20 protein-coding genes are annotated in these 19070 nt (G+C 70.6%); 9 read left to right on the forward strand and 11 right to left on the reverse strand.

The features are described 5' to 3' along the window. The 4 genes from FHP08_RS07115 to FHP08_RS07130 all read right to left on the reverse strand — a co-directional run bounded on the left by FHP08_RS07115 (window position 1) and on the right by FHP08_RS07130 (window position 4235). Window positions 1-630 (reverse strand): TorD/DmsD family molecular chaperone, encoded by a 630-nt coding sequence (locus FHP08_RS07115; RefSeq protein WP_147703666.1) that lies wholly within the window; start codon window positions 628-630, stop codon window positions 1-3. Beyond that, window positions 627-2711: a 4Fe-4S binding protein gene (locus FHP08_RS07120; RefSeq protein WP_225879058.1), complete on the reverse strand. Its 2085-nt coding sequence runs from the start codon at window positions 2709-2711 to the stop codon at window positions 627-629. Before FHP08_RS07120 ends, FHP08_RS07115 begins: the two co-directional genes overlap by 4 nt. Before the next feature lie 269 nt (window positions 2712-2980). Next, window positions 2981-3658 carry a DUF3306 domain-containing protein gene (locus FHP08_RS07125; protein ID WP_147703668.1) on the reverse strand — a complete coding sequence of 226 codons (678 nt, stop codon included), beginning with the start codon at window positions 3656-3658 and terminating at the stop codon, window positions 2981-2983. Continuing rightward, window positions 3651-4235 (reverse strand): DUF3305 domain-containing protein, encoded by a 585-nt coding sequence (locus FHP08_RS07130; RefSeq protein WP_187272200.1) that lies wholly within the window; start codon window positions 4233-4235, stop codon window positions 3651-3653. The genes FHP08_RS07125 and FHP08_RS07130 overlap by 8 nt, the downstream gene beginning before the upstream one ends. A gap of 60 nt (window positions 4236-4295) precedes the next feature. Here FHP08_RS07130 and moaA point away from each other — a divergent pair, with 60 nt between their 5' ends. The 6 genes from moaA (at window position 4296) to FHP08_RS07160 (ending at window position 9969) form a co-directional block, all read left to right on the forward strand. After that, window positions 4296-5399 carry a GTP 3',8-cyclase MoaA gene (gene moaA, locus FHP08_RS07135; protein ID WP_147703672.1) on the forward strand — a complete coding sequence of 368 codons (1104 nt, stop codon included), beginning with the start codon at window positions 4296-4298 and terminating at the stop codon, window positions 5397-5399. Between the two features lie 5 nt (window positions 5400-5404). Beyond that, a complete protein-coding gene (locus FHP08_RS07140) occupies window positions 5405-6304 on the forward strand; it encodes a formate dehydrogenase accessory sulfurtransferase FdhD (RefSeq protein ID WP_147703674.1) in 900 nt (299 codons plus the stop codon). Continuing rightward, window positions 6301-6936, forward strand: a complete 636-nt coding sequence (gene mobA, locus FHP08_RS07145; RefSeq protein WP_147703676.1) for a molybdenum cofactor guanylyltransferase MobA — start codon at window positions 6301-6303, stop codon at window positions 6934-6936. Before FHP08_RS07140 ends, mobA begins: the two co-directional genes overlap by 4 nt. 8 nt (window positions 6937-6944) lie before the next feature. Then, window positions 6945-8240, forward strand: a complete 1296-nt coding sequence (moeA, locus tag FHP08_RS07150; RefSeq protein ID WP_147703678.1) for a molybdopterin molybdotransferase MoeA — start codon at window positions 6945-6947, stop codon at window positions 8238-8240. A gap of 71 nt (window positions 8241-8311) precedes the next feature. Further along, window positions 8312-9325: a zinc-dependent alcohol dehydrogenase family protein gene (locus tag FHP08_RS07155; RefSeq protein WP_147703680.1), complete on the forward strand. Its 1014-nt coding sequence runs from the start codon at window positions 8312-8314 to the stop codon at window positions 9323-9325. 89 nt (window positions 9326-9414) lie between these two features. Beyond that, window positions 9415-9969, forward strand: a complete 555-nt coding sequence (locus FHP08_RS07160) for a septal ring lytic transglycosylase RlpA family protein (protein WP_147703682.1) — start codon at window positions 9415-9417, stop codon at window positions 9967-9969. An 18-nt stretch (window positions 9970-9987) separates the two neighbouring features. Here FHP08_RS07160 and rraA read toward each other — a convergent pair whose 3' ends face one another. From rraA to FHP08_RS07185, 5 genes are all read right to left on the reverse strand, one after another. Then, window positions 9988-10515 carry a ribonuclease E activity regulator RraA gene (rraA, locus tag FHP08_RS07165; RefSeq protein ID WP_147703684.1) on the reverse strand — a complete coding sequence of 176 codons (528 nt, stop codon included), beginning with the start codon at window positions 10513-10515 and terminating at the stop codon, window positions 9988-9990. A gap of 39 nt (window positions 10516-10554) precedes the next feature. After that, a complete protein-coding gene (locus FHP08_RS07170; RefSeq protein ID WP_147703685.1) occupies window positions 10555-10878 on the reverse strand; it encodes a metal-sensing transcriptional repressor in 324 nt (107 codons plus the stop codon). Between the two features lie 94 nt (window positions 10879-10972). Beyond that, window positions 10973-11230 carry a YgaP family membrane protein gene (locus FHP08_RS07175; protein WP_407703994.1) on the reverse strand — a complete coding sequence of 86 codons (258 nt, stop codon included), beginning with the start codon at window positions 11228-11230 and terminating at the stop codon, window positions 10973-10975. A gap of 27 nt (window positions 11231-11257) precedes the next feature. After that, window positions 11258-14563, reverse strand: a complete 3306-nt coding sequence (locus FHP08_RS07180; RefSeq protein WP_147703687.1) for an efflux RND transporter permease subunit — start codon at window positions 14561-14563, stop codon at window positions 11258-11260. Between the two features lie 13 nt (window positions 14564-14576). After that, window positions 14577-15746, reverse strand: coding sequence for an efflux RND transporter periplasmic adaptor subunit (locus FHP08_RS07185; RefSeq protein ID WP_187272201.1), 1170 nt, complete (start codon window positions 15744-15746; stop codon window positions 14577-14579). 237 nt (window positions 15747-15983) lie between these two features. Here FHP08_RS07185 and FHP08_RS07190 point away from each other — a divergent pair, with 237 nt between their 5' ends. Further along, on the forward strand, window positions 15984-16832 hold the full coding sequence (locus FHP08_RS07190) for a helix-turn-helix domain-containing protein (protein WP_147703691.1): 849 nt from the start codon (window positions 15984-15986) through the stop codon (window positions 16830-16832). Here the strand turns inward: FHP08_RS07190 and FHP08_RS07195 are convergent. Next, window positions 16735-17082, reverse strand: coding sequence for a c-type cytochrome (locus tag FHP08_RS07195; RefSeq protein ID WP_147703692.1), 348 nt, complete (start codon window positions 17080-17082; stop codon window positions 16735-16737). The two genes, FHP08_RS07190 and FHP08_RS07195, sit on opposite strands and share 98 nt — an antisense overlap. Window positions 17083-17102: 20 nt before the next feature. Next, window positions 17103-17420, reverse strand: coding sequence for a c-type cytochrome (locus tag FHP08_RS07200; RefSeq protein ID WP_147703694.1), 318 nt, complete (start codon window positions 17418-17420; stop codon window positions 17103-17105). Between the two features lie 157 nt (window positions 17421-17577). Here FHP08_RS07200 and FHP08_RS07205 point away from each other — a divergent pair, with 157 nt between their 5' ends. Together FHP08_RS07205 and FHP08_RS07210 are read left to right on the forward strand one after the other, a co-directional pair. Beyond that, on the forward strand, window positions 17578-18420 hold the full coding sequence (locus FHP08_RS07205) for an AAA family ATPase (RefSeq protein ID WP_147703696.1): 843 nt from the start codon (window positions 17578-17580) through the stop codon (window positions 18418-18420). Between the two features lie 4 nt (window positions 18421-18424). Then, window positions 18425-19054, forward strand: coding sequence for a GNAT family N-acetyltransferase (locus FHP08_RS07210; protein WP_147703698.1), 630 nt, complete (start codon window positions 18425-18427; stop codon window positions 19052-19054). The last annotated feature ends 16 nt before the right edge of the window (window positions 19055-19070 follow it).

Below are 19070 nucleotides of genomic sequence, written 5' to 3' on the forward strand. Positions count from 1 at the left end.
TCATTCGAAGTCGAAGGCCTGGCGCTCGATCGAGAGGAACACCCTCGCGAGTCGCGCCACATGCTTGTAGAAATCGGTGAGACCCGAGTGCTCGATCGCATCGCACAGCGGCTCGAAACACGGGGCAAGGAACCGGGAAAAGAAATCGCGCTGGGTTTCCAGCGAGGACAGCCGGGGATCGGCGGAGCCGATCAGGATCGCCATGGTCTCGCAGAGCGCGGCGAAATGGTCTTCGGTCTGGCCGATGTCTGCGCGGCCGGCCAGCCCCAGTTCGGCGAGCCGCTCGCGAACCGCCACCAGCGGGCGATCGTGCAGGAAGCCGCTCAGGTACCAGGAGGCGTACAGGAAGATCTCGGACTTGCCGACCCCGATGAATGCGGCGTCGTATTCCTCGGCGACCGCCGCGGGCTCGGCCTGGGCGCAGGCCTCCGCGAGCCCGGCCACCGCCTGCAGGAAGGGGGGCGCCTCGGAACCGGGATGGCCCGCCGGCGCCGCAGCCGCGACCGCGGCGAGCGTGGCGGCGTCGGGCGGCGCCGCGAACAGCCGGCCGAGCAGCAGGTACCAGTCGCGGCGCGCCTGGTCCTCGTCGGCGAGCGCCGCGGCCATTGGCAAGGCGCGTGGCTCGCTCATCCCCTGCCTCCGGGCCCGGTGAAGTCGAAGATCGTGGCCTCGTCATTGGTGGAAAACATGTCGGCGACCCGGCAATCGGCGCACATCTGGAGCCGGCGCAAGGCCTTCTCTCCGCCGAACATCGAATGTGTGGTGAGCCGGGCAGTCATGTTCTCGATCATCTGCCGGGTGCCGAACGCCTTGCCACAGGACACGCAGTGGAAAGGTTGCGCTTCGTTCAGGACCCGGGCCGACCGCGCCTCCTCGTCGAACAGATACCGCGATTCGAGCGTGATCGCCTGCTCGGGGCAAGTGGTCGCGCACAACCCGCACTGGACGCAGTTCCGCTCGATGAACCGGAGCTGCGGGAGTTCGCCGCCGTCCTGCAGCGCCGACTCCGGACACGCGCCCACGCAGGCAAGGCATAAGGTACAACTGTCCTGACTGACCTGCAAGGTGCCGAACGCCGCGCCCGCCGGCAGGGGCGTCTCGCGCGGGACCTCGCGCTTGCCCGCACGGGCGCGTTCGACCAGATGCTGCACCGCGAACTCGATCGCCCGCCGCTTTTCGTCGGGCAGCGCGAAACTGGCGGGGACGTCGACCGCCGGCAGGCCCGCGGTGGCACGGAAGGCTGCGTGCAGCGCCAGCCGATCGTCGGTGCGCAGCGCGCGCAGGCGCGGGCCCTGCAGGCCTAGGGCGGCGAGCAGCACGCGGCCGGTCTCGAACTGCCGGGTCAGCGCCTCGAAATAGCCTTCGTCGGTGTCCGGCGTGAACAGCACGGTGACCGACGCGGCGCCCCAGGCCACCGCCCCCAGCGCGAGATCGAGCCCCACGGAACCGGGGTGATGGACCGGCACCGGGATCAGGTCGGCCGGCAGGCCGGGCGCGACCGGCCGCCTCGCGGCCGGCCCGCGCGCGGCATCGCCGGGGCGCGCGCGTGCGAGCGACTCGAGCAGCACGCGGCCGGCGCCATCGTCGTGGAAGACCAGATGCGGGTCGCGGCCGCCTTCGGCGCGGAACGCAGCGAGGCCGGTCCGGATTCGCGCGCCGAGCGAGGACGCCGACGGGAACGCGTAGGAAATCGCGCCGGACGGGCACACCGCGGTACAGCCGCCGCAACCCATGCACAGGAAGGGTTCGACGCGAATCGTGTCGCCCTGCGACGTGATGGCGCCGGTGGAGCAGACGTCGATGCAGGCCGTGCAACCGGTCTTGCCGTTGCGGCCGTGCGCGCAGATCCGTGCCTCGTAGCGGAAGTACCTGGGCTTCTCGAACTCGCCGACCAGGGTCGATAGCTTCAGCGCGGCCTGCATCTGCTCGGCCGGGTCGCTGCCCGGGTGCAGGTAGCCCTGGGGCAACTCGTGGGCGCGGAACGCGGGCTCGCGGCGCAGGTCGAGGATCAGGTCGTAGCTGCCGCCACGCGTCGTATCGAGTCGCGAGAAGTCGATCGCGCCGATCTCCCCGCAGGCGCTCACGCACTGGCGATGCGACTTGCAGCGCTCGAGGTCGACCTGCAGGCCCTCGCCGATCGCGCCTTCCGGACAGGCGGCCTGGCAGGCACCGCAGCGCACGCAGGCCTCGAGGTCGATCGGGTTGCGCTGCTTCCAGCGCGCCTGGAAGGCGCCGAGCCAGCCCTCGATCTCGACCTCGTCGCCGGAAGCGACCGGGAACTCGCGGCTTGCCGGCAGGGGCGCCCAGGCGCGGCCGGTGACCAGCACCGAGACCGACAGGGTTCCACTGAGCCGCTCCGCCCAGTCGAGCGCAGCGCCGGCATCGCCGACGATCAGCACCCTGCCCGCCGAGCGATAGCTGACGGTGGGCACCGCATCCTGCGTGGCGGCCGCCGCCATGGCGACCAGCGCGGAGATCTTCGGGCCCGCGCGCTCGCCCTGCTCGCCCCAGCCCGCCAGTTCGCGGATGTTGACGAAGCGAAGCGGTGCGACCGACCGCCTGCCTTCGGCGAGCTCGCGAAAGACAGGGGCTTCCTGGGTGCAGGTGACGAGCACGTCGTCGGTGCCCTCCACCGCGTCGAGGAAGCGGGAAAGGTCGCGGCGGCACAGGGAGTCCACGCGATCCACGCGCATCGGGGGACGCGCGGGCAAGGCCTCCAGGGCACCATCCAGCGCAACCGTCCGGTTGCAGCTGCAGGCAAGGACCTTAGTCTCCAATTTCGCGGGCTCTGCTGTAGTTCTAATCGATCGGATCCTGGCCCCGATCCGGCTTGCGGAATGCGAGGCGCGCGGCCTGTGCTCAGGCTTTCACATGATCCTATCAGCAATACTGGCAGCCTTGCCAGATGGGCTCCTTCGAAAGGCAGGCAAACCCTGTCTCACCCCCGGGCCTTCTGCCGACAGCCGTACTGGCAGCACCTCTATTCCGGCGACCGATTGCCTTGCGGCTTCGCCACCTCGGTCTGCGGGCCCGCCACCTCGCCCTGGGGATCCGTGGCAATGGGGGTCGCCTGCGCCCCGACGCCCGCCTCGCCAGCGCCGGCCCCGACTTGCACGGGCGCCGCGCCTTCGGGAGGCGCACCCGGCGCCCCCAACGCGGCAGTCGACGCGACGCGGGGCGGCTCGCCGACTCGAGGCTCCTCGACCGCTTCGTCGAACAGGCCGACCGCCCGGCTCTGCGCCAGGCGGCGCAGCAGACCTTCGGGAATCGGCGTCGTCTGGCTGTAGTCCTCGATGTAGACGTCGAGCCCGTCCATCACGTTGAAGGCGGGATCGGCGAAGAGCTTCTTGAGCGCTGCGTTGCGGGTCGCCGACGCGACATCGCGCCGCAGGAAGGGCGTGAAATCCGATTCGGGCGTCAACGAGTCGATCGACGGCAATTCTCGCGGCGGCGTGTCGCCCCGGTCCTCGCCCGCCTGGACTGCAGCGACCGAGGGGCCTTGCGCCGCCTTGTCCGGACGTTCGTCGACATCGGCTTCCGCCGTCGCCGGCCAGGGGTCGGCCGGCACGCCGTCCGGCACCGCTGCCGGCGGCTCGCCTTCAGCCGAGTCGCGCTCGCGCTTCAGGCGCGCCCAGCGCGAAAGGAAGCCTTCAGCCATTGCCGGACCCCTCGCCGCCCGGGCCGGGCGAGAAGCGCTGCCGCTCGCGCTCGACCAGCTGCGCGAATTCGTCGCGCCGCATGAAGGAAGCCTTGGGCCCGCGGCGCTTGCGTGGCTTGTCCTCGGGTTTCCAGTGCAGCTTCACGTACTCGGCCAGCCACTCGGCCATCTTGGCCGGCATCGGCACCCGGTCGACCCGCTCGCCGCCGTCCATCCAGCGGCCCGCCTCGTCGTAGCTCAGCGTGACTGCGATCGCGACCGGCTCCCCTGCCTCGCCGATCACGCCCGAGATGTCCTCGGGCAGGCGCCAGCGGACCATGATCGACGGTTCGCCGCTGCTCAGGTTCAGGTAGTAGCCGTCGGCCTCGTCCACGAAGATCTCGAGCGGCAGCGTGTCGGGGGCCTCCGGTTCGGCCGGTTCCACTGCGGCCAGCCGCCACTGGGTGATGGCCCAGCGCCCGCCGACCGATTCCGCGACGAAGCGCGCCCTGACCGGGATCGCATCGACCCAGTGCAGGGGCACCGCGTCCCCAGCCGGCTCGGTGTCCCGCGGCAGGCGATAGTCGTGCTCGCTCAATGTGTTCTCCGTGTCGATGCGGGCGGCTTGTTAACATGCAAGGATAGCAACCGCAACGTCATGACCGAACGCATCATCCCCATTGCCGACCTGCGTTACCAGGCCCGGGTGCCCGAGGCGCCGGCCGACGCGCCGCCCGCCACCGGTCTGCTGGCCGACCGGCGGGGCCGTCGGCTGCACGATCTGCGCATCTCGGTCACCGACCGCTGCAACTTCCGCTGCACCTACTGCATGCCCAAGTCGGTCTTCGACCGCGACTACGCCTTCCTGCCGCAGTCCTCGCTGCTCACCTTCGAGGAAATCGAGCGGGTGGTCCGCGCCTTCGTCGCGCACGGAGTCGAGAAGGTCCGGCTGACCGGCGGAGAGCCGCTGCTGCGCAAGAACGTCGAGCGCCTGGTCGAGCGGCTGGCGGCCATGCGCACCGCCGCCGGCGAGCCGCTGGACCTCACGCTGACCACCAACGGATCCCTGCTGGGCCGCAAGGCGCGCGCACTGCGCGAGGCGGGGCTGCGCCGGGTCACGGTAAGCCTCGATGCCATGGACGACACGGTCTTTCGCCAGATGAACGACGTCGATTTCCCGGTGGCCGACGTGCTGGCCGGCATCGAGGCGGCCGACGCCGCGGGCCTGCGGCCCCTGAAGATCAACATGGTGGTGCGCAAGGGGGTCAACGACCACGAGATCGTGCCGATGGCGCGGCATTTCCGGGGCAGCGGCCACATCGTGCGCTTCATCGAGTTCATGGACGTCGGCGCCTCCAACGGCTGGCAGATGGACGACGTGCTGCCCAGCGCCGAGGTGGTGCGCCGGATCCACGAGGCCTTCCCGCTCGAACAGATCGACCCGAACTACCCTGGCGAGGTCGCCGAGCGCTGGCGCTACGCCGACGGCGCGGGCGAGATCGGCGTGATCTCCTCGGTCACCCAGCCCTTCTGCGGCGACTGCACGCGGGCGCGGCTGTCCACCGAAGGCCGGGTCTACACCTGCCTCTTCGCCGACTCCGGCCACGACCTGCGCGCGCTGCTGCGCGGCGGCGCCGACGACCGCAGCCTCGAGGCGGCGATCGGCACCATCTGGCGGGCCCGCGACGACCGCTATTCCGAGATCCGCTCGGCCGCCACCGCCGGCCTTCGCAAGATCGAAATGTCCTACATCGGAGGCTGAGCCCGATGCCGCCCGCCCCGGCGCAGCACCTTCGCCCCACGCTCGTCGACGAGCCCCGGCCGACCACCTTCGACGTCGACGCGGTCAACGAGCGCGGCGAGACCGTGCCCACCGCGATCGCCGGCGAGCATCCGCTCACGCTCTATCTCGACAAGCGCGAACTGGTCACGCTGATGACGCTGGGCGCGGCGCCGGCCCACCTCGCCCTCGGCTACCTGCGCAACCAGCGGATCCTCGCCGGCATCGACGAGATCGCCTCGGTGCAGGTCGACTGGGAGACCGATTCGGTGGCGATCACCTCGCGCTCGCTGGCCGAGCGCGGCATCGCGATCTGGGACGACGCCGAACGCAGCGAGCCCCTGAACGAACGGTTGGGCCGCCGCACGGTGACCACCGGCTGCGGCCAGGGCACGGTGTTCGGCGACCTGATGGACGAACTGGATCGGATCAGCCTGCCGGCCGGCCGCCAGCTGACCGAGGAGACGCTCTACACCGTCATGGAGCGAGTGCGCAGGCACGAGTCCATCTACAAGGTGGCCGGCGCGGTGCACGGCTGCGCGCTGTGCTCGAACGCCGGCGACGACCGCGGCGAGATCCTCCGCTTCGTGGAAGACGTGGGCCGCCACAACGCGGTCGATGCGATCGCCGGCTGGATGTGGCTCGAGGGCGTGGCCGGCGACGACAAGATCTTCTACACCACCGGGCGGCTCACCTCCGAGATGGTCATCAAGTGCGCACAGATGGGGATTCCCTTCCTGCTGTCGCGCTCGGGCCTCACGCAGATGGGCTGGGACATCGCGCGCCGGATCGGCATCACGATGATCGGCCGCTGCCAGGGCAGGCACTACCTGCTGTTCACCGGCCGCGAGCGCTTCCTGCGCCTGCCGGTCACCGACTTCGCATGACCCGCCTGCCCGACGAGACCCGGGCGCTCGTGACCGGACTGGTGCTGGCCGGCGGCCTGGGCCGCCGGATGAGCGCCGACGGCGCCGGCGTCGACAAGGGGCTGGCCCTGCTGGGCGGACGGCCGATGATCGCCCACGTCATCGGCCGGCTGGCGCCGCAGGTGGGCGCGCTGCTGATCAACGCCAACCGCAATGCCGATCGCTACGCGGCCTTCGGTCACCCGGTGATCCCCGATGCCATCGAGGGCTACGCGGGACCGCTGGCCGGCCTGCACGCCGGCATGCGGGCCGCGGCCACGCCCTGGATCGTGACCGCGCCCTGCGACTCCCCTTTCCTGCCGGAAGACCTGGTCGCGCGGCTCTGGCATGCGCTGCAGGGCGCACCCGGGGGCCCCGCCCAGCTGGCGGTCGCCCGCACCCGGGACGGCCAGGCGCATCCGGTCTTCGCGCTGGCGGAATGCTCGCTGCTGGCGAACCTCGAGGCCTTCCTGGCGAGCGGCCGCCGAAAGATCGACGCCTGGTACGCGCCCCTGCGCGTGGTGGAGGTCGACTTCCCCGACGAAGCCTCCTTCCGGAACATCAACACGCAGGAAGAACTGCGGCAGAACGAATCGCCGCCCGCCCGAGACTGAACGCCGCCATGACGACCGAATCGCGCACCCTTCCCGACCACGGCATGTCGCTGGCCGAGGCCATCAGCTGCCTGTCCGACTACGACCCGCGGGCGCTGCCGGTCTCCAGGGTGCGCGAGATCGTCGAGCGGGTGGTGGCGCCGGTCGAAGCGGTCGAGCGGGTGGCGATCCGCTCCGCGCTCGACCGCATCCTCGCCGAAGACCTGGTCTCGCCGATCGACGTGCCCTCGCACGACAACTCGGCCATGGACGGCTACGCGGTGCGCGCCGCGGATCTTGCGGCCGACGCACCGACCCGCCTGCGCGTGGCCGGCACCGCGCTCGCCGGCGCGCCTTTCACCGGGCGCGCGGGTCCCGGCGAGGCGGTACGGGTGATGACCGGCGCGGTGATCCCCGACGGCTTCGACACGGTCGTGATCCAGGAAGTGGTCAGGGTCGAGGGCGACCAGGTCGAGATTCCGGCCGGCCAGCAGGCAGGCCAGAACCGCCGGCTGCGCGGGGAAGACCTTGCCTGCGGCAAGCCCGCGCTGCGCGCAGGCAAGCGAATCGCGCCGGCCGACCTGGGCCTGATGGCCTCGCTGGGTTTCGCCGAGGTGCCGGTGCGACGCAGGCTGCGCGTGGCCTTCTTCTCCACCGGCGACGAGTTGCGCTCGGTCGGCGAACCCCTGGCGCCGGGCGAGGTCTACGACAGCAACCGCTACACGATCTGGGGCATGCTGACCCGGCTCGGCGTCGAGGTGATCGACATGGGCGTGGTGCGCGACGACCCCGAGTCGCTCGAGCGCGCGGTACGGATCGCCGCCGAATCGGCCGACGCGATCGTGTCCTCGGGCGGCGTGTCGGTCGGCGAGGCCGACTTCACCAGGCAGGTGATGAACAAGCTCGGCGACATTGCGTTCTGGACGATCGCGATGCGGCCGGGCCGCCCGATGGCCTTCGGCAAGATCGGCAGCGCCGCCTATTTCGGACTGCCCGGCAATCCGGTGGCGGTCATGATCACCTTCTACTTCTTCGCCCGCGAGGCGCTGCTGCGGATGATGGGCGCCGAGCACGAAGCGCTGCCCTTCGTGCGCGCCCGCTCCCAGACCGCCTTCCGCAAGCGTCCGGGCCGCACCGAGTACCAGCGCGCCCGCCTGTTCCGCGAGGCCGGCGGCGCGATGTCGGTGCGCAGCATCGGCAGCCAGGGCTCGGGCGTGCTGCGGTCGATGTCCGAGGCGAACTGCATCGTGGTCCTGCACCATGGGCAGGAGTCGGTGGCAGTGGGCGACGAAGTCGACTGCATTGCCTTCGACGGCCTGCTTTGACCGAACGAACGGGCGTCGCGGACACCGCGTTCCCGCGCCGCCGGCACCGAGCACATCGAGGAGATCGCCCGATGAAGGTCTTTCAGGTCGAAGGCAACTGGTCGATGGACAGCGTGAAGCTGTCCGCGCGGCCCGATCCGGTGCCCGGTCGCGGCCAGATCCGGATCGCGATGCGCGCCGCGGCGGTCAACTACCGCGATCTGCTGGTGCCGCTGCGGGGCTACGGCCAGCGGATGAAGCCGCTGCCGCTGATCATGCTGTGCGACGGCGCGGGCGTCGTCGAGTCGGTCGGGCCGGAGGTGACCCGCTTCCGGGTCGGCGACCGCGCCTGCCCGATGTACTTCCAGACCTGGGCCTCGGGCGCGCCCGACAACCGGAAGTTCGAGCAGGCGCTGGGCAGCGAGGTCGACGGCACGATGGCCGAGTACATGGTGGTCGACGAGACCGCCGCCGCCGCGCCGCCTGCGCACCTGAGCGACGTCGAGGCGGCCACGCTGCCCACCGCGGCGCTGACCGCCTGGCGCGCGCTGGTGACCGAGGGCCGCATCCGCGCGGGCGACACCGTGCTGGTGCAGGGCACCGGCGGCGTGGCGCTCTTCGCGATCCAGATCGCCAGGATGCACGGCGCGCGCGTGATCGTCACCTCGTCCGCCGACGCCAAGCTGGCGCGCGCCCGCCAACTGGGCGCCGACGAAGGGATCAACTACACCGAGGTGCCCGAATGGGGCCGCCGCGCCCGCGAGATCGCGGGCGGCGAAGGCGTGGACCACGTGATCGAGCTGGGCGGCCAGCACACCCTCGCGCAGTCGCTGCGCGCGGTGCGCACCGGCGGCACGATCAGCCTGATCGGCGTGCTTTCCGGCGGCACGCTGGCCGCGCCGCTCGGCCAGGTCGTCACCCGGCACATCCGGATGCAGGGCATCACCGTGGGCAACACCGACGATTTCGAGGCGATGTCGCGGGCCATGGCGCAGCACCGCCTGAAGCCGGTGGTCGACCGCGAGTTCGCCTTCGAGGAACTGCTGTCCGCGCTCGAGCACCTGCGCTCGGGCCGGCACTTCGGAAAGGTCGCGATCCGCTTCTGATCGACCGCCCCGCTGACGCGAGGCGCACCCGCCGGTCCGGCAGGTTAGGATGCTTCCCCGAGGCGCTGACGCCGATCGAAGAACGGAACATGATCGACCGAATCCCGACGACGCTTCAATTCGCGGCCCGGCTGGCCGCCGCCTGCGGCCTGCTGGTCGCCGTCGCCGCGCAGCCGGCCCATGCCCAGCCGAGGCCCGGCGCGCCCGGCGGCCCGCCCTTCCTGACCGCCCCGCTGGAGTCGCTGGTCGCGCGGCCGGCCTCGGAAGGCTCTTCGGAAACGGCCCCCGGCTCCCGCCCGGAGCCCGGACGCGGCGACGCGGACCGCACGCCCGAGCGGGTCATCCAGACCGGGCGGATCGCCTACTACGGCCGCAAGTTCGCCGGCCGGCGCACGGCCAGCGGCGAGCGCTTCGACCCCGAGGCGATGACGATGGCTCACCGCACCCTGCCCTTCGGCACCCGGGTGCGGGTCACCAATATCGAGAACGGCAAGAGCGTGATCGTTCGCGTGAACGACCGCGGCCCCTCGACCCGGGGCCGGATCGGCGATGTGTCTCAGGCCGCGGCGGAGCAGCTGGAAATGATGCAGGCCGGCGTGATCGACGCTCGGCTCGAGGTGCTGCGGGTCCGGACCGTGCGCTGAACGCGCGTCGCCACCGGCTCAGACTGGGTGCAGCGCCCGGTCGGCGATCACCACGCCGTCCGCATCCGCATAGCACCAGTCGCCGGGGGCGATCTTCACGCCGCAGATCTCCACGGACACCTCGCGCTCGCCGCTGCCGCGGCGGTCGCTGCGCCGCGGATGCGCGGCCAGCGCCCGCACGCCGAGCCGGCAGGCGTCGATCTCGGCGGTGTCACGCACGCAGCCGTCGACCAGCACGCCGGCCCAGCCATTCTTCTCGGCCAGCACCGCCAGGTTGCCCCCCAGCAGCGCGCAGCGCAGGCTGCCGCCGCCGTCGACGACCAGCACGCGGCCCTGGCCGGGCGTCTCGAGGGCCTTGCGCACCATCGAGTTGTCGTCGTCGCAGCGCACGGTGGCCACCGGGCCGGCGAAGCGCGCGTGCCGGCCCCAGGCGCGGAACGCCGGCGGAAGGACGCGCAATTCGCCGGTGGCCAGCAGCGGCTCGTTGTCGTCACACAGGTCGGTGGTGGCAAAGGCCGGCGTGGCGGCCTGCGGGATGTCGGTCATGCGGGGCTCCATACGATCTGGATCGGGTCCCGCATTCTCTCAGCCGTACTTGCCCAGCAGCGTGCCCACGATGCGCAGCTTCTCGGCCGTCTCGTCGTCCAGGCCTTCGCCATCGGCGAGCTCCTGCTCCAGATAGCAGACGGTCATCCGGAAGAACGCTGCGTCGAGCGCCTTGCGGGCCGCGCTCAGCTGCTGGGCGACCGGCATGCAGCCTTCGCCCTCCTCGATCATTCGCATCACGCCGCGCAGCTGTCCTTCGACGCGACGCAGGCGGCGCAGGACATCCTTGCGTCCCTCGCCGTGCGCCAGCGCGCCCTCGGGCGCCCGGCCCGCTTCGGCCTGGGAGGTATCGACTTCGGGCATTGCCAGACTCCTGTCAGGCGCCCGCGACCGGAGCGATCGCGGCCACCGGTTCGGGTTGCAGCAGGCTGCGGTTGCGCAGGCCGCGGCCCGATTCTCAACGGCTGCAGGCCGCGCCACCCTCGCCGCTGGGCATCTTGAAGACACGGCGCAGCAGGGTCTCGAGCGGACACAGACGGGTGAAGCCGCTCTGGAACAGGTTCAGACCGACGAAGGCGGTCAGCCAGAGGAAGTTCGGGCTGACGAAGACCGGGCTGCCCCGCACGCCCAGACCCAGCGAGAGCAGGACCATCGCGCCGGCGAAGATGCGGATGAAGCGCTCGGTGGTCATCATCGGACGTTGGACTTCGGACATTTTCATGCTCCTTTCGAATGGGCCTTCTCAGGCCGCCCTGGATGCCGGCTTGCGCCAGACGATGTAGTAAAGGACCGGAATCACGACGAGCGTGAGCAGCGTCGAGACCAGGATCCCGAAGATCAGCGAGACCGCGAGGCCGCTGAAGATCGGGTCGTCGAGAATGAAGAAGGCGCCGAGCATCGCGGCCAGCGCGGTCAGCAGGATCGGTTGCGCGCGCACCGCGGCCGAGCGCACGACCGCATCGGCGAAGGGCACGCCACGCGCGGTCTCGAGCTGGATGAAGTCGACCAGCAGGATCGAGTTGCGCACGATGATGCCGGCCAACGCGATCATCCCGATCATCGAGGTCGCGGTGAACTGCGCGCCGAGCAGCGCGTGGCCCGGCATCACGCCGATGATGGTCAGCGGGATCGGCGCCATGATGATCAGCGGCGTCAGGTAAGAGCGGAACTGCGCCACCACCAGCAGGTAGATCAGGACCAGGCCCACGCCATAGGCCAGGCCCATGTCGCGGAAGGTCTCCCAGGTGATCTGCCACTCGCCGTCCCACTTCAGTGAATAGCCGCGCAGCGTGTCCTGCGGCTGTGCGAAGAAGTGTTCGCCCAGCTCGCCGGTGCCCGGCAGAGCGGCCTCCGCGAGCTTGCCGCGCAAGGCGAACATGCCGTAGAGCGGGCTGTCGATCCGGTTGCCGGCCACCGCCGCCATGTCGCCGAACACGTAGGTGACCGGCACCAGATCCTTGTGCATGATCGGCATCTCGCGGCCGGTCTCGACCACATCGACCAGCTCGGAGAGCGGCACCATTCGGCCGTCGGCCGCGGCCACCGGCATCGCCAGCACCGAAGCCAGCGCGCCGCGCGAGGTCTCGGGCAGCTGCAGCCGCACCGGCATCGGATCGATCGCGTCGGGCGCGCGCATCCAGGTGGCGTCGTGGCCGGAGAGCGCCGCGCGCGCCGCCAGCGCCACGCTGGAATCGGCGATGCCCAGCGTGGCCGCGCGGCTGCGCTTGACCACCAACTGCAGCTTGGGCGCGGGCTGCTCGAGCGAGGTGTCGATCGCGACGATGCCCGGCACTTCCCGGAAGGCCGACTCGATCCGGCGCGCCAGCTCGGCGCGGCCTGCGTCGTCGGGGCCGTAGACCTCGGCCACGATCGGCGACATGACCGGCGGCCCGGGCGGCACCTCGACCAGCTTGATCCGCGCGCGATGGGGCGCCGCGATCTTCTCCAGTTCCGGCAGCAGGCGAGTGGCAATCGCGTGGCTCTGCTCCGTGCGCGCCTCCTTGCCGACCAACGTGATCTGCAGGTCGCCCTGCTCGGCCAGCGAGCGCATGTCGTACTGGCGCACCAGGCCGTTGAAGGTGATCGGCGAGGCCGTGCCGGCATAGCCCTGCACGTGCGTCACCTCGGGCGCGCCGGCGAGTTTCTGCGCCAGCTCGACCAGCACCGCGCTGGTGGTCTCCACCGAGGTGCCGGCCGGCATGTCGACCACCACCTGGAACTCCGACTTGTTGTCGAAGGGCAGCATCTTCAGGATCACCGCCTGCAAGGGCACCAGCGCCACCGCGCCGACCAGGCCGACGATCACCAGCAGGCCCAGCAGCAGCCGTCCGGCCGCCGCGCCGGGACGGGTCACGAAGCGCGCCAGCAGGCCGCCGAATCCGCGCTCGAGCATCGTGGCCACCTTGCCGTGATGCGCCGCCCCGCCCGACTTCATCAGCTTGAGCGACAGCCAGGGCGTCACGATGAAGGCGATCGCCAGCGACAGCATCATGCCCATCGACGCGTTGATCGGGATGGGGCTCATGTAGGGGCCCATGAGGCCGCTCACGAAGGCCATCGGCAACAGCGCCGCGATCACGGTCAGCGTGGCCAGGATGGTGGGGCCGCCGACCTCGTCGACCGCGATCGGGATGATCTTCGACAGCGGCGCGCCCGGCTCGAGCGCGCGGTGGCGATGGATGTTCTCCACCACCACGATGGCGTCGTCGACCAGGATGCCGATCGAGAAGATCAGCGCGAACAGCGACACCCGGTTCAGCGTGAAGCCCCAGGCCCAGGACGCGAACAGCGTGGCGGTGAGCGTCAGGATCACGGCGGCGCCCACGATCACCGCCTCGCGCAAGCCGAGCGCCAGCCCCACCAGCAGGATGACCGAAGCGGTCGCGAAGGCCAGCTTGCGCATCAGCTGCGACGCCTTCTGCGCGGCGGTCTCGCCGTAGTTGCGGGTGACCGTGTGCGCGACGTCGGAAGGCACCACCGCGTCGACCAGCGCCGCGAAGCGCGCCTCCAGCCCCCTGGCGACGTCGACCGCGTTCTCGCCCGGCTTCTTGGTGACCGCGATCGTGACCGCCGGGTGCACGCTGCCTTCGGACGGCATGTGCCAGACATAGCGCGAGGCCGGCGCCGGCCCGGCCTCGACCGTGGCCACGTCGCGCAGGTAGACCGGACGGCCGTCGCGCGCGCCAACGACCAGCGAGGAGACGTCGTCGGCCGAGCGCAGGAAGTCGCCGGTCTGGACCTGGATGGCACCGCCATCGTGCAGCAACGTCCCCGCCGGCATCGACACGTTCACGCCCTGCAGGCGAGCCGCCAGGCGCTCGACCGCGATGCCCGCGCTGCGCATCCGGCCCGCGTCGAGCAACACCCGCACCGCGCGCTCGGGCGCGCCGTGCAGCATCACGTCGCGGGTGCCGGGCACCCGCTTGAGCTCCTGCTCGACCGAGCGGGCGACGCGCGCCAGCTCGTCCGCGGGACGGGCGTCTTCCGTCCAGAGGGTCACGCTCCAGATCGGCACGTCGTCGATGCCCATCGGGCGAACCAGGGGCTCGCCGACGCCCAGCCCCTGCGGCAGCCAGTCGGAGTGCGCCTCGAGCGTGTCGAACAGGCGCACCAGCGCCTCGGTGCGCGGCACGCCCACCTCGTACTGGATGGTGACCAACGCGCCGTCGGGGCGCGACACCGAGTAGACGTGCTCGATGCCGGCGATCCGCGACAGAACCCGTTCGGCGGGCGTGGCCACCAGCCGCTCCACGTCGCGCGCCGAGGCGCCCGGGAACGGAATGCTGACGGTGGCCATCGTCACGTCGATCTGCGGCTCTTCCTCGCGCGGCGTGACCAGCACCGCGAAGATGCCGATGAGCATCAGCACGATCGCGATCAGCGGGGTCAGCGCGTGATTCTGGAAGAAGCCGGCCAGGCGGCCGGAAACGCCGAGCCGGGTCGCCTGCCCGTCGGCCGTCGCCTTCTCGCGGTCGGCCGCCGCGTGGCCGGTCGATTGCAGACCGACCGCTTTCGGCTCGCGAGCTTCGTGGACCACCGGTTCGCCCATGTCGGCCTCCCGCTCAGCGGGCTTCGGACATTGCGCCCTTCAGGCCGGCGCGCACCGGGTCGAGGGCGATCCGCTCGCCTTCTCGCAGGCCGGAGAGGATCTCGACGGACTCCCCGGAGCGCTGGCCGACGCGCACCGCGCGCAGCACGAACCCCGAATCCGTGACCACGTATACCCCGACCAGTTCCCCCCGGAACAGCAGGCTGGTTGCCGGAACCACCAGTGCCTGCTGGGCGCTCTTCAGCTCGAAAGCGACGCGCACGTGACGCCCGGGCACCCAGTCCGCGCCGGACGCCGCGCCGCCTGGAAGCTCGATCCTGATCTCGGTGGTGCCCGACCCCGGGTCCGCCGACGGGATGGCGACGATCTGCGCACTCTCCACCTGCCCGACCTGGCCGGTCGCGTCAAGGCGGACCCAGGCGCGCGACGCCGCGGCGACGTCGGCGACCCGGCTGTTGGGCAGGAAGGCCACCGCCCGCAGCTTGTCGGGTGCATGCAGCTCGAACAGGGGCCGCCCAGGCGTGGCCAGGTCGCCGACCTGCACCGGCACCGCGGTCACCACGCCATCCCAGGGCGCGCGCACCACCGTGTGGTCGGTGGCCACGCTCGACAGGCCGATGCCGGCCTGCGCCTGCCGCTGGCGCGCCTCGGCCACCTTGAGGGCGGCCGCCGCCTGGTCCAGCGCCGCCTTGCTGATGAAACCCTTCTCGAACAGCTCCCGGCTGCGTGCGTGGGCGGCGCGCGCCTCGGCCAGCGTGGCCTGCGACTCGCCCAGCTGGGCCTGGTCGCGCGACAAGGCCAGCGCGGCCTCGCGGGCATCGATCTCGGCCAGCGTCTGTCCGGCCTTCACCTTGTCACCGGCCTGCACGTGCAGCTTGACGATGCGACCCTGCGCCTGGGCGCCGATCGTGGCCTCGCGCACCGCCTGGAGCGTGCCGTCCCAGCTCTCGGCCTGGGCGAAACGGTCCCTGCCCACCGTGGCGACCGGCACCCGGGGCGCCTGCGCCAGGGACTCTGCGGCGGCGCGCGCCTCGGCGCTGCGAACGCCGGCCAGACCGCCGGACCCGACCATCCAGAACGCGACGCCCAGCAACAGGGCCAGCGCGGCAGCGACCGCCGGCCGGCGGCACGTTGCGGCGGCAATCGCGTTCGCTGCGGAAGGCTTGCGGATCGGATCGTTCATCTGGGTTTCCTGGCTGTTCCAGCCGGGCGACCGATGTCGGCACCCTGCGCTTTCTGTATACCCCCCATAGTATTTCAATCGGCAGCGAAAAGTCAAGATTCCGCGCCGCAGCAACACAGCGTCCCAGGGTCTGGAATCGGCCCCCGGGCTCGAGGGGCCGGCGCGCATCCCATCGTCCAGGTGGCCTAGGCGTGAGGTCCGATTGCGGGCGCCGGCATCGCCGGCGATCCTGCGGCCATGGACCCAAGCATCCTGCTCACCGATTGCCTGAAGCGCGAGTTGCGCGCCCAGCGAATCAGCTACGCGAACCTGGCAGCCAGGCTCCACCTGTCCACCGCCACGGTCAAGCGCATGTTCGCCCGCCGCAACTTCGACCTCGAGCGGCTTGACGCCATCTGTGCGGCCATCGGGCTGGATTTCCCCGCACTCGCTCGCGGCCTGGCGCGTGCCGAGCCGCTGGTCGCGCAGCTCGAGTGGGAACAGGAAGCCGAGATCGTCGGCGACGATCAGCTGTTCGCCACCGCGGTCTGCGCGCTGAACCTGATGGATTTCGACGAGATCGTCGCGCTCTACCGGATCGAGCCGGCAGACTGCGTGCGCTGCCTGCTCAGACTGGACCGCATGGGCTTTCTGAGGCTGATGCCGAACAACCGGTTCCGGCTCTTGGTGGCGCGCACATTCAGGTGGCTACCCGACGGGCCGATCCTGCGCTACTTCCGATCGCAGGCGCAGGACTTCCTCGACTGGCGCTTCGACGGCCCAGGCGAAAGTGTGCGGGTGGTGAACGTGAGGCTGTCGGATGCCGGACGGCGTCAACTGCTTGCCCGGGTCGAGGCGCTGGCGGCCGAGTACTCCGGCCAGCACAACGCCGACGCCGCACTGCCCTCGACAGCGCGGCACCCGCTGAGTCTTCTGGTTGCCGCCAGGAAGTGGGAGCCGGGCTTCATGCGGCGGCTGCGTCGCACAGCCCCGCAGCCGGGCTCCGGTTTCAGCGCCGGACCGAAAGCTGGGTCGGCAGGCTCGCGTAGTACGCAGCCAGGTTCCGGATGTCGTCGCGCGACAGTGCCTTGGCCTGCCCCACCATGATCGCGTTGGTGCGGCGCTCTGCCTGGTAGTCGGTGAGGGCGGTTTCCAGGTAGTCGCGGAACTGGCCGGCGAGCTTCGGATACGACGGGTCGATCGGCGTGTTGCCGTCCTTGCCGTGACAGGCGGCGCAGACCTGGTCGGCCTTTTCCTTGCCCTTGGCGATGTCGCCGGCCACGGCCGGCGAGGCGAGGACGGCGAATCCGGCGACGGACAGGGCAGCGGCGAGTTTCAGTTTGGAAAGCTTGGTCATGGTCTCGAGTCCCGTCGCCTTCATTTCGAGCCGTAGTAGGCCGCCAGGTCGGCGATGTCCTGATCGCTCAGGCTGCCCGCGATCGCACGCATCGAGGGATGGCTGCGCTCGCCCTTGCGGTAGGCGAGCAGCGCCGCCTCGATGTACTTGGCCGACTGGCCCGCGATCATCGGCACCCGGTAGACCGACGGGAAGGCGGTCTTGTAGCCGGGGATCTCGTGGCAACCGATGCACATCGAGACCTTGTCGCGAGCGGCCTCGGCATTGCCCTGCGCCGACGCGGCGAACGGGGCGGCTGCCGCGAGCAGACCGGCGGCAATCAGCAGTTTGTTGGACATGGGAATTGAGCGTGGATCGGGTTTTTAACGCTTGAAAGCTTGCGCTGGATCAACGGCGGATTCTAGCGGACTCGGGGCAGGCGCGTCCAACGCGCCGGATCGGCCGGCGTCATCCGGCCTTATACTCGATTGCTTTCCCACCGCACTCTCCTCGACCATGCGCTTCGAAGGCACCGATTCCTACGTCGCCACCGACGACCTGAAGCTGGCGGTGAACGCCGCGATCCGACTGCAGCGCCCGCTGCTGATCAAGGGCGAGCCCGGCACCGGCAAGACGATGCTCGCCGAAGAAGTGGCCGCCGCCCTCGGCATGCCGCTGCTGCAGTGGCACATCAAGTCCACCACCAAGGCGCAGCAGGGGCTCTACGAGTACGACGCGGTCTCGCGCCTGCGCGACTCGCAGCTCGGCGACGAGCGGGTGCGCGACATCAACAACTACATCGTCAAGGGCGTGCTGTGGCAGGCCTTCGACGCGGACCAGCCGGTCGTGCTGCTGATCGACGAGATCGACAAGGCCGACATCGAGTTCCCGAACGACCTGCTGCGGGAAATCGACCGGATGGAGTTCCACTGCTACGAGACCCGGCAGACGATCAAGGCGAAGCACCGCCCGGTCGTGATGATCACCTCGAACAACGAGAAGGAGCTGCCCGACGCCTTCCTGCGCCGGTGTTTCTTCCACTACATCAAGTTTCCGGACAAGGAAACGATGCAGGCGATCGTCGATGTCCACTTCCCGGGCCTGAAGAAGGCGCTGCTCAAGGAGGCGCTCGAGGCCTTCTTCCAGATCCGCGAGCTGCCCGGCCTGAAGAAGAAGCCGTCCACCTCCGAGCTGCTCGACTGGCTCAAGCTGCTGGTGGCCGAGGACATCCCGCCCGAGGCGCTGCGATCGCAGGATTCCAAGGCGGTGATCCCGCCGCTGCACGGGGCGCTGCTGAAAAACGAGCAGGACGTCCACCTGTTCGAGCGGCTGGTGTTCATGGCCCGGCACAACCGGTGATCCGATGAGCACCTGGATAGAACCGGTCACGCTGCGCGGCACCCACGCCGAGCTGGAGCCGCTCGCGCGCGGGCACCGCGACGACGTGCTGGCCGCGGCGGCCGACGGCGAGCTGTGGCGGCTCTGGTACACCGCGGCTCCCGGGCCGGAGTCCATTGGCGCCTGGCTGGACACCGCGCTCGCCCAGCGCGAGCAGGCGGGCGCCATGCCCTTCGTGGTGCGACGCGCGGCAGACGGTCGAGTGGTCGGCACCACCCGGATGTTCAACGTCGACGCGACCAACCGCCGGCTCGAGATCGGCCACACCTGGTACTCGGCCAGCATGCAGCGCACCGCGATCAATACCGAGTGCAAGGCCATGCTGCTGGCCCATGCCTTCGACACGCTGGGCTGCATCGCGGTGGAGTTGCGCACGCATTTCATGAACCGCCAGAGCCGGGCCGCGATCGAGCGACTGGGCGCCAGGCTCGACGGCGTGCTGCGCCATCACCAACGGCTGCCCAACGGCACCATCCGCGACACCTGCGTCTACAGCATCGTGGCGCCGGAATGGCCCGCCGTGCGCGAGAACCTGCGCTGGCAGCTCGAGCGGCCGCGCCGCGGCGCCGAGGCGGCCGCGGCCGGCAAGGCCTGAATCCCAGGAGCACGTC

The organism is Zeimonas arvi (genome assembly GCF_008039575.1).
Taxonomy (GTDB): Bacteria; Pseudomonadota; Gammaproteobacteria; order Burkholderiales; family Burkholderiaceae_E; genus Zeimonas; species Zeimonas arvi.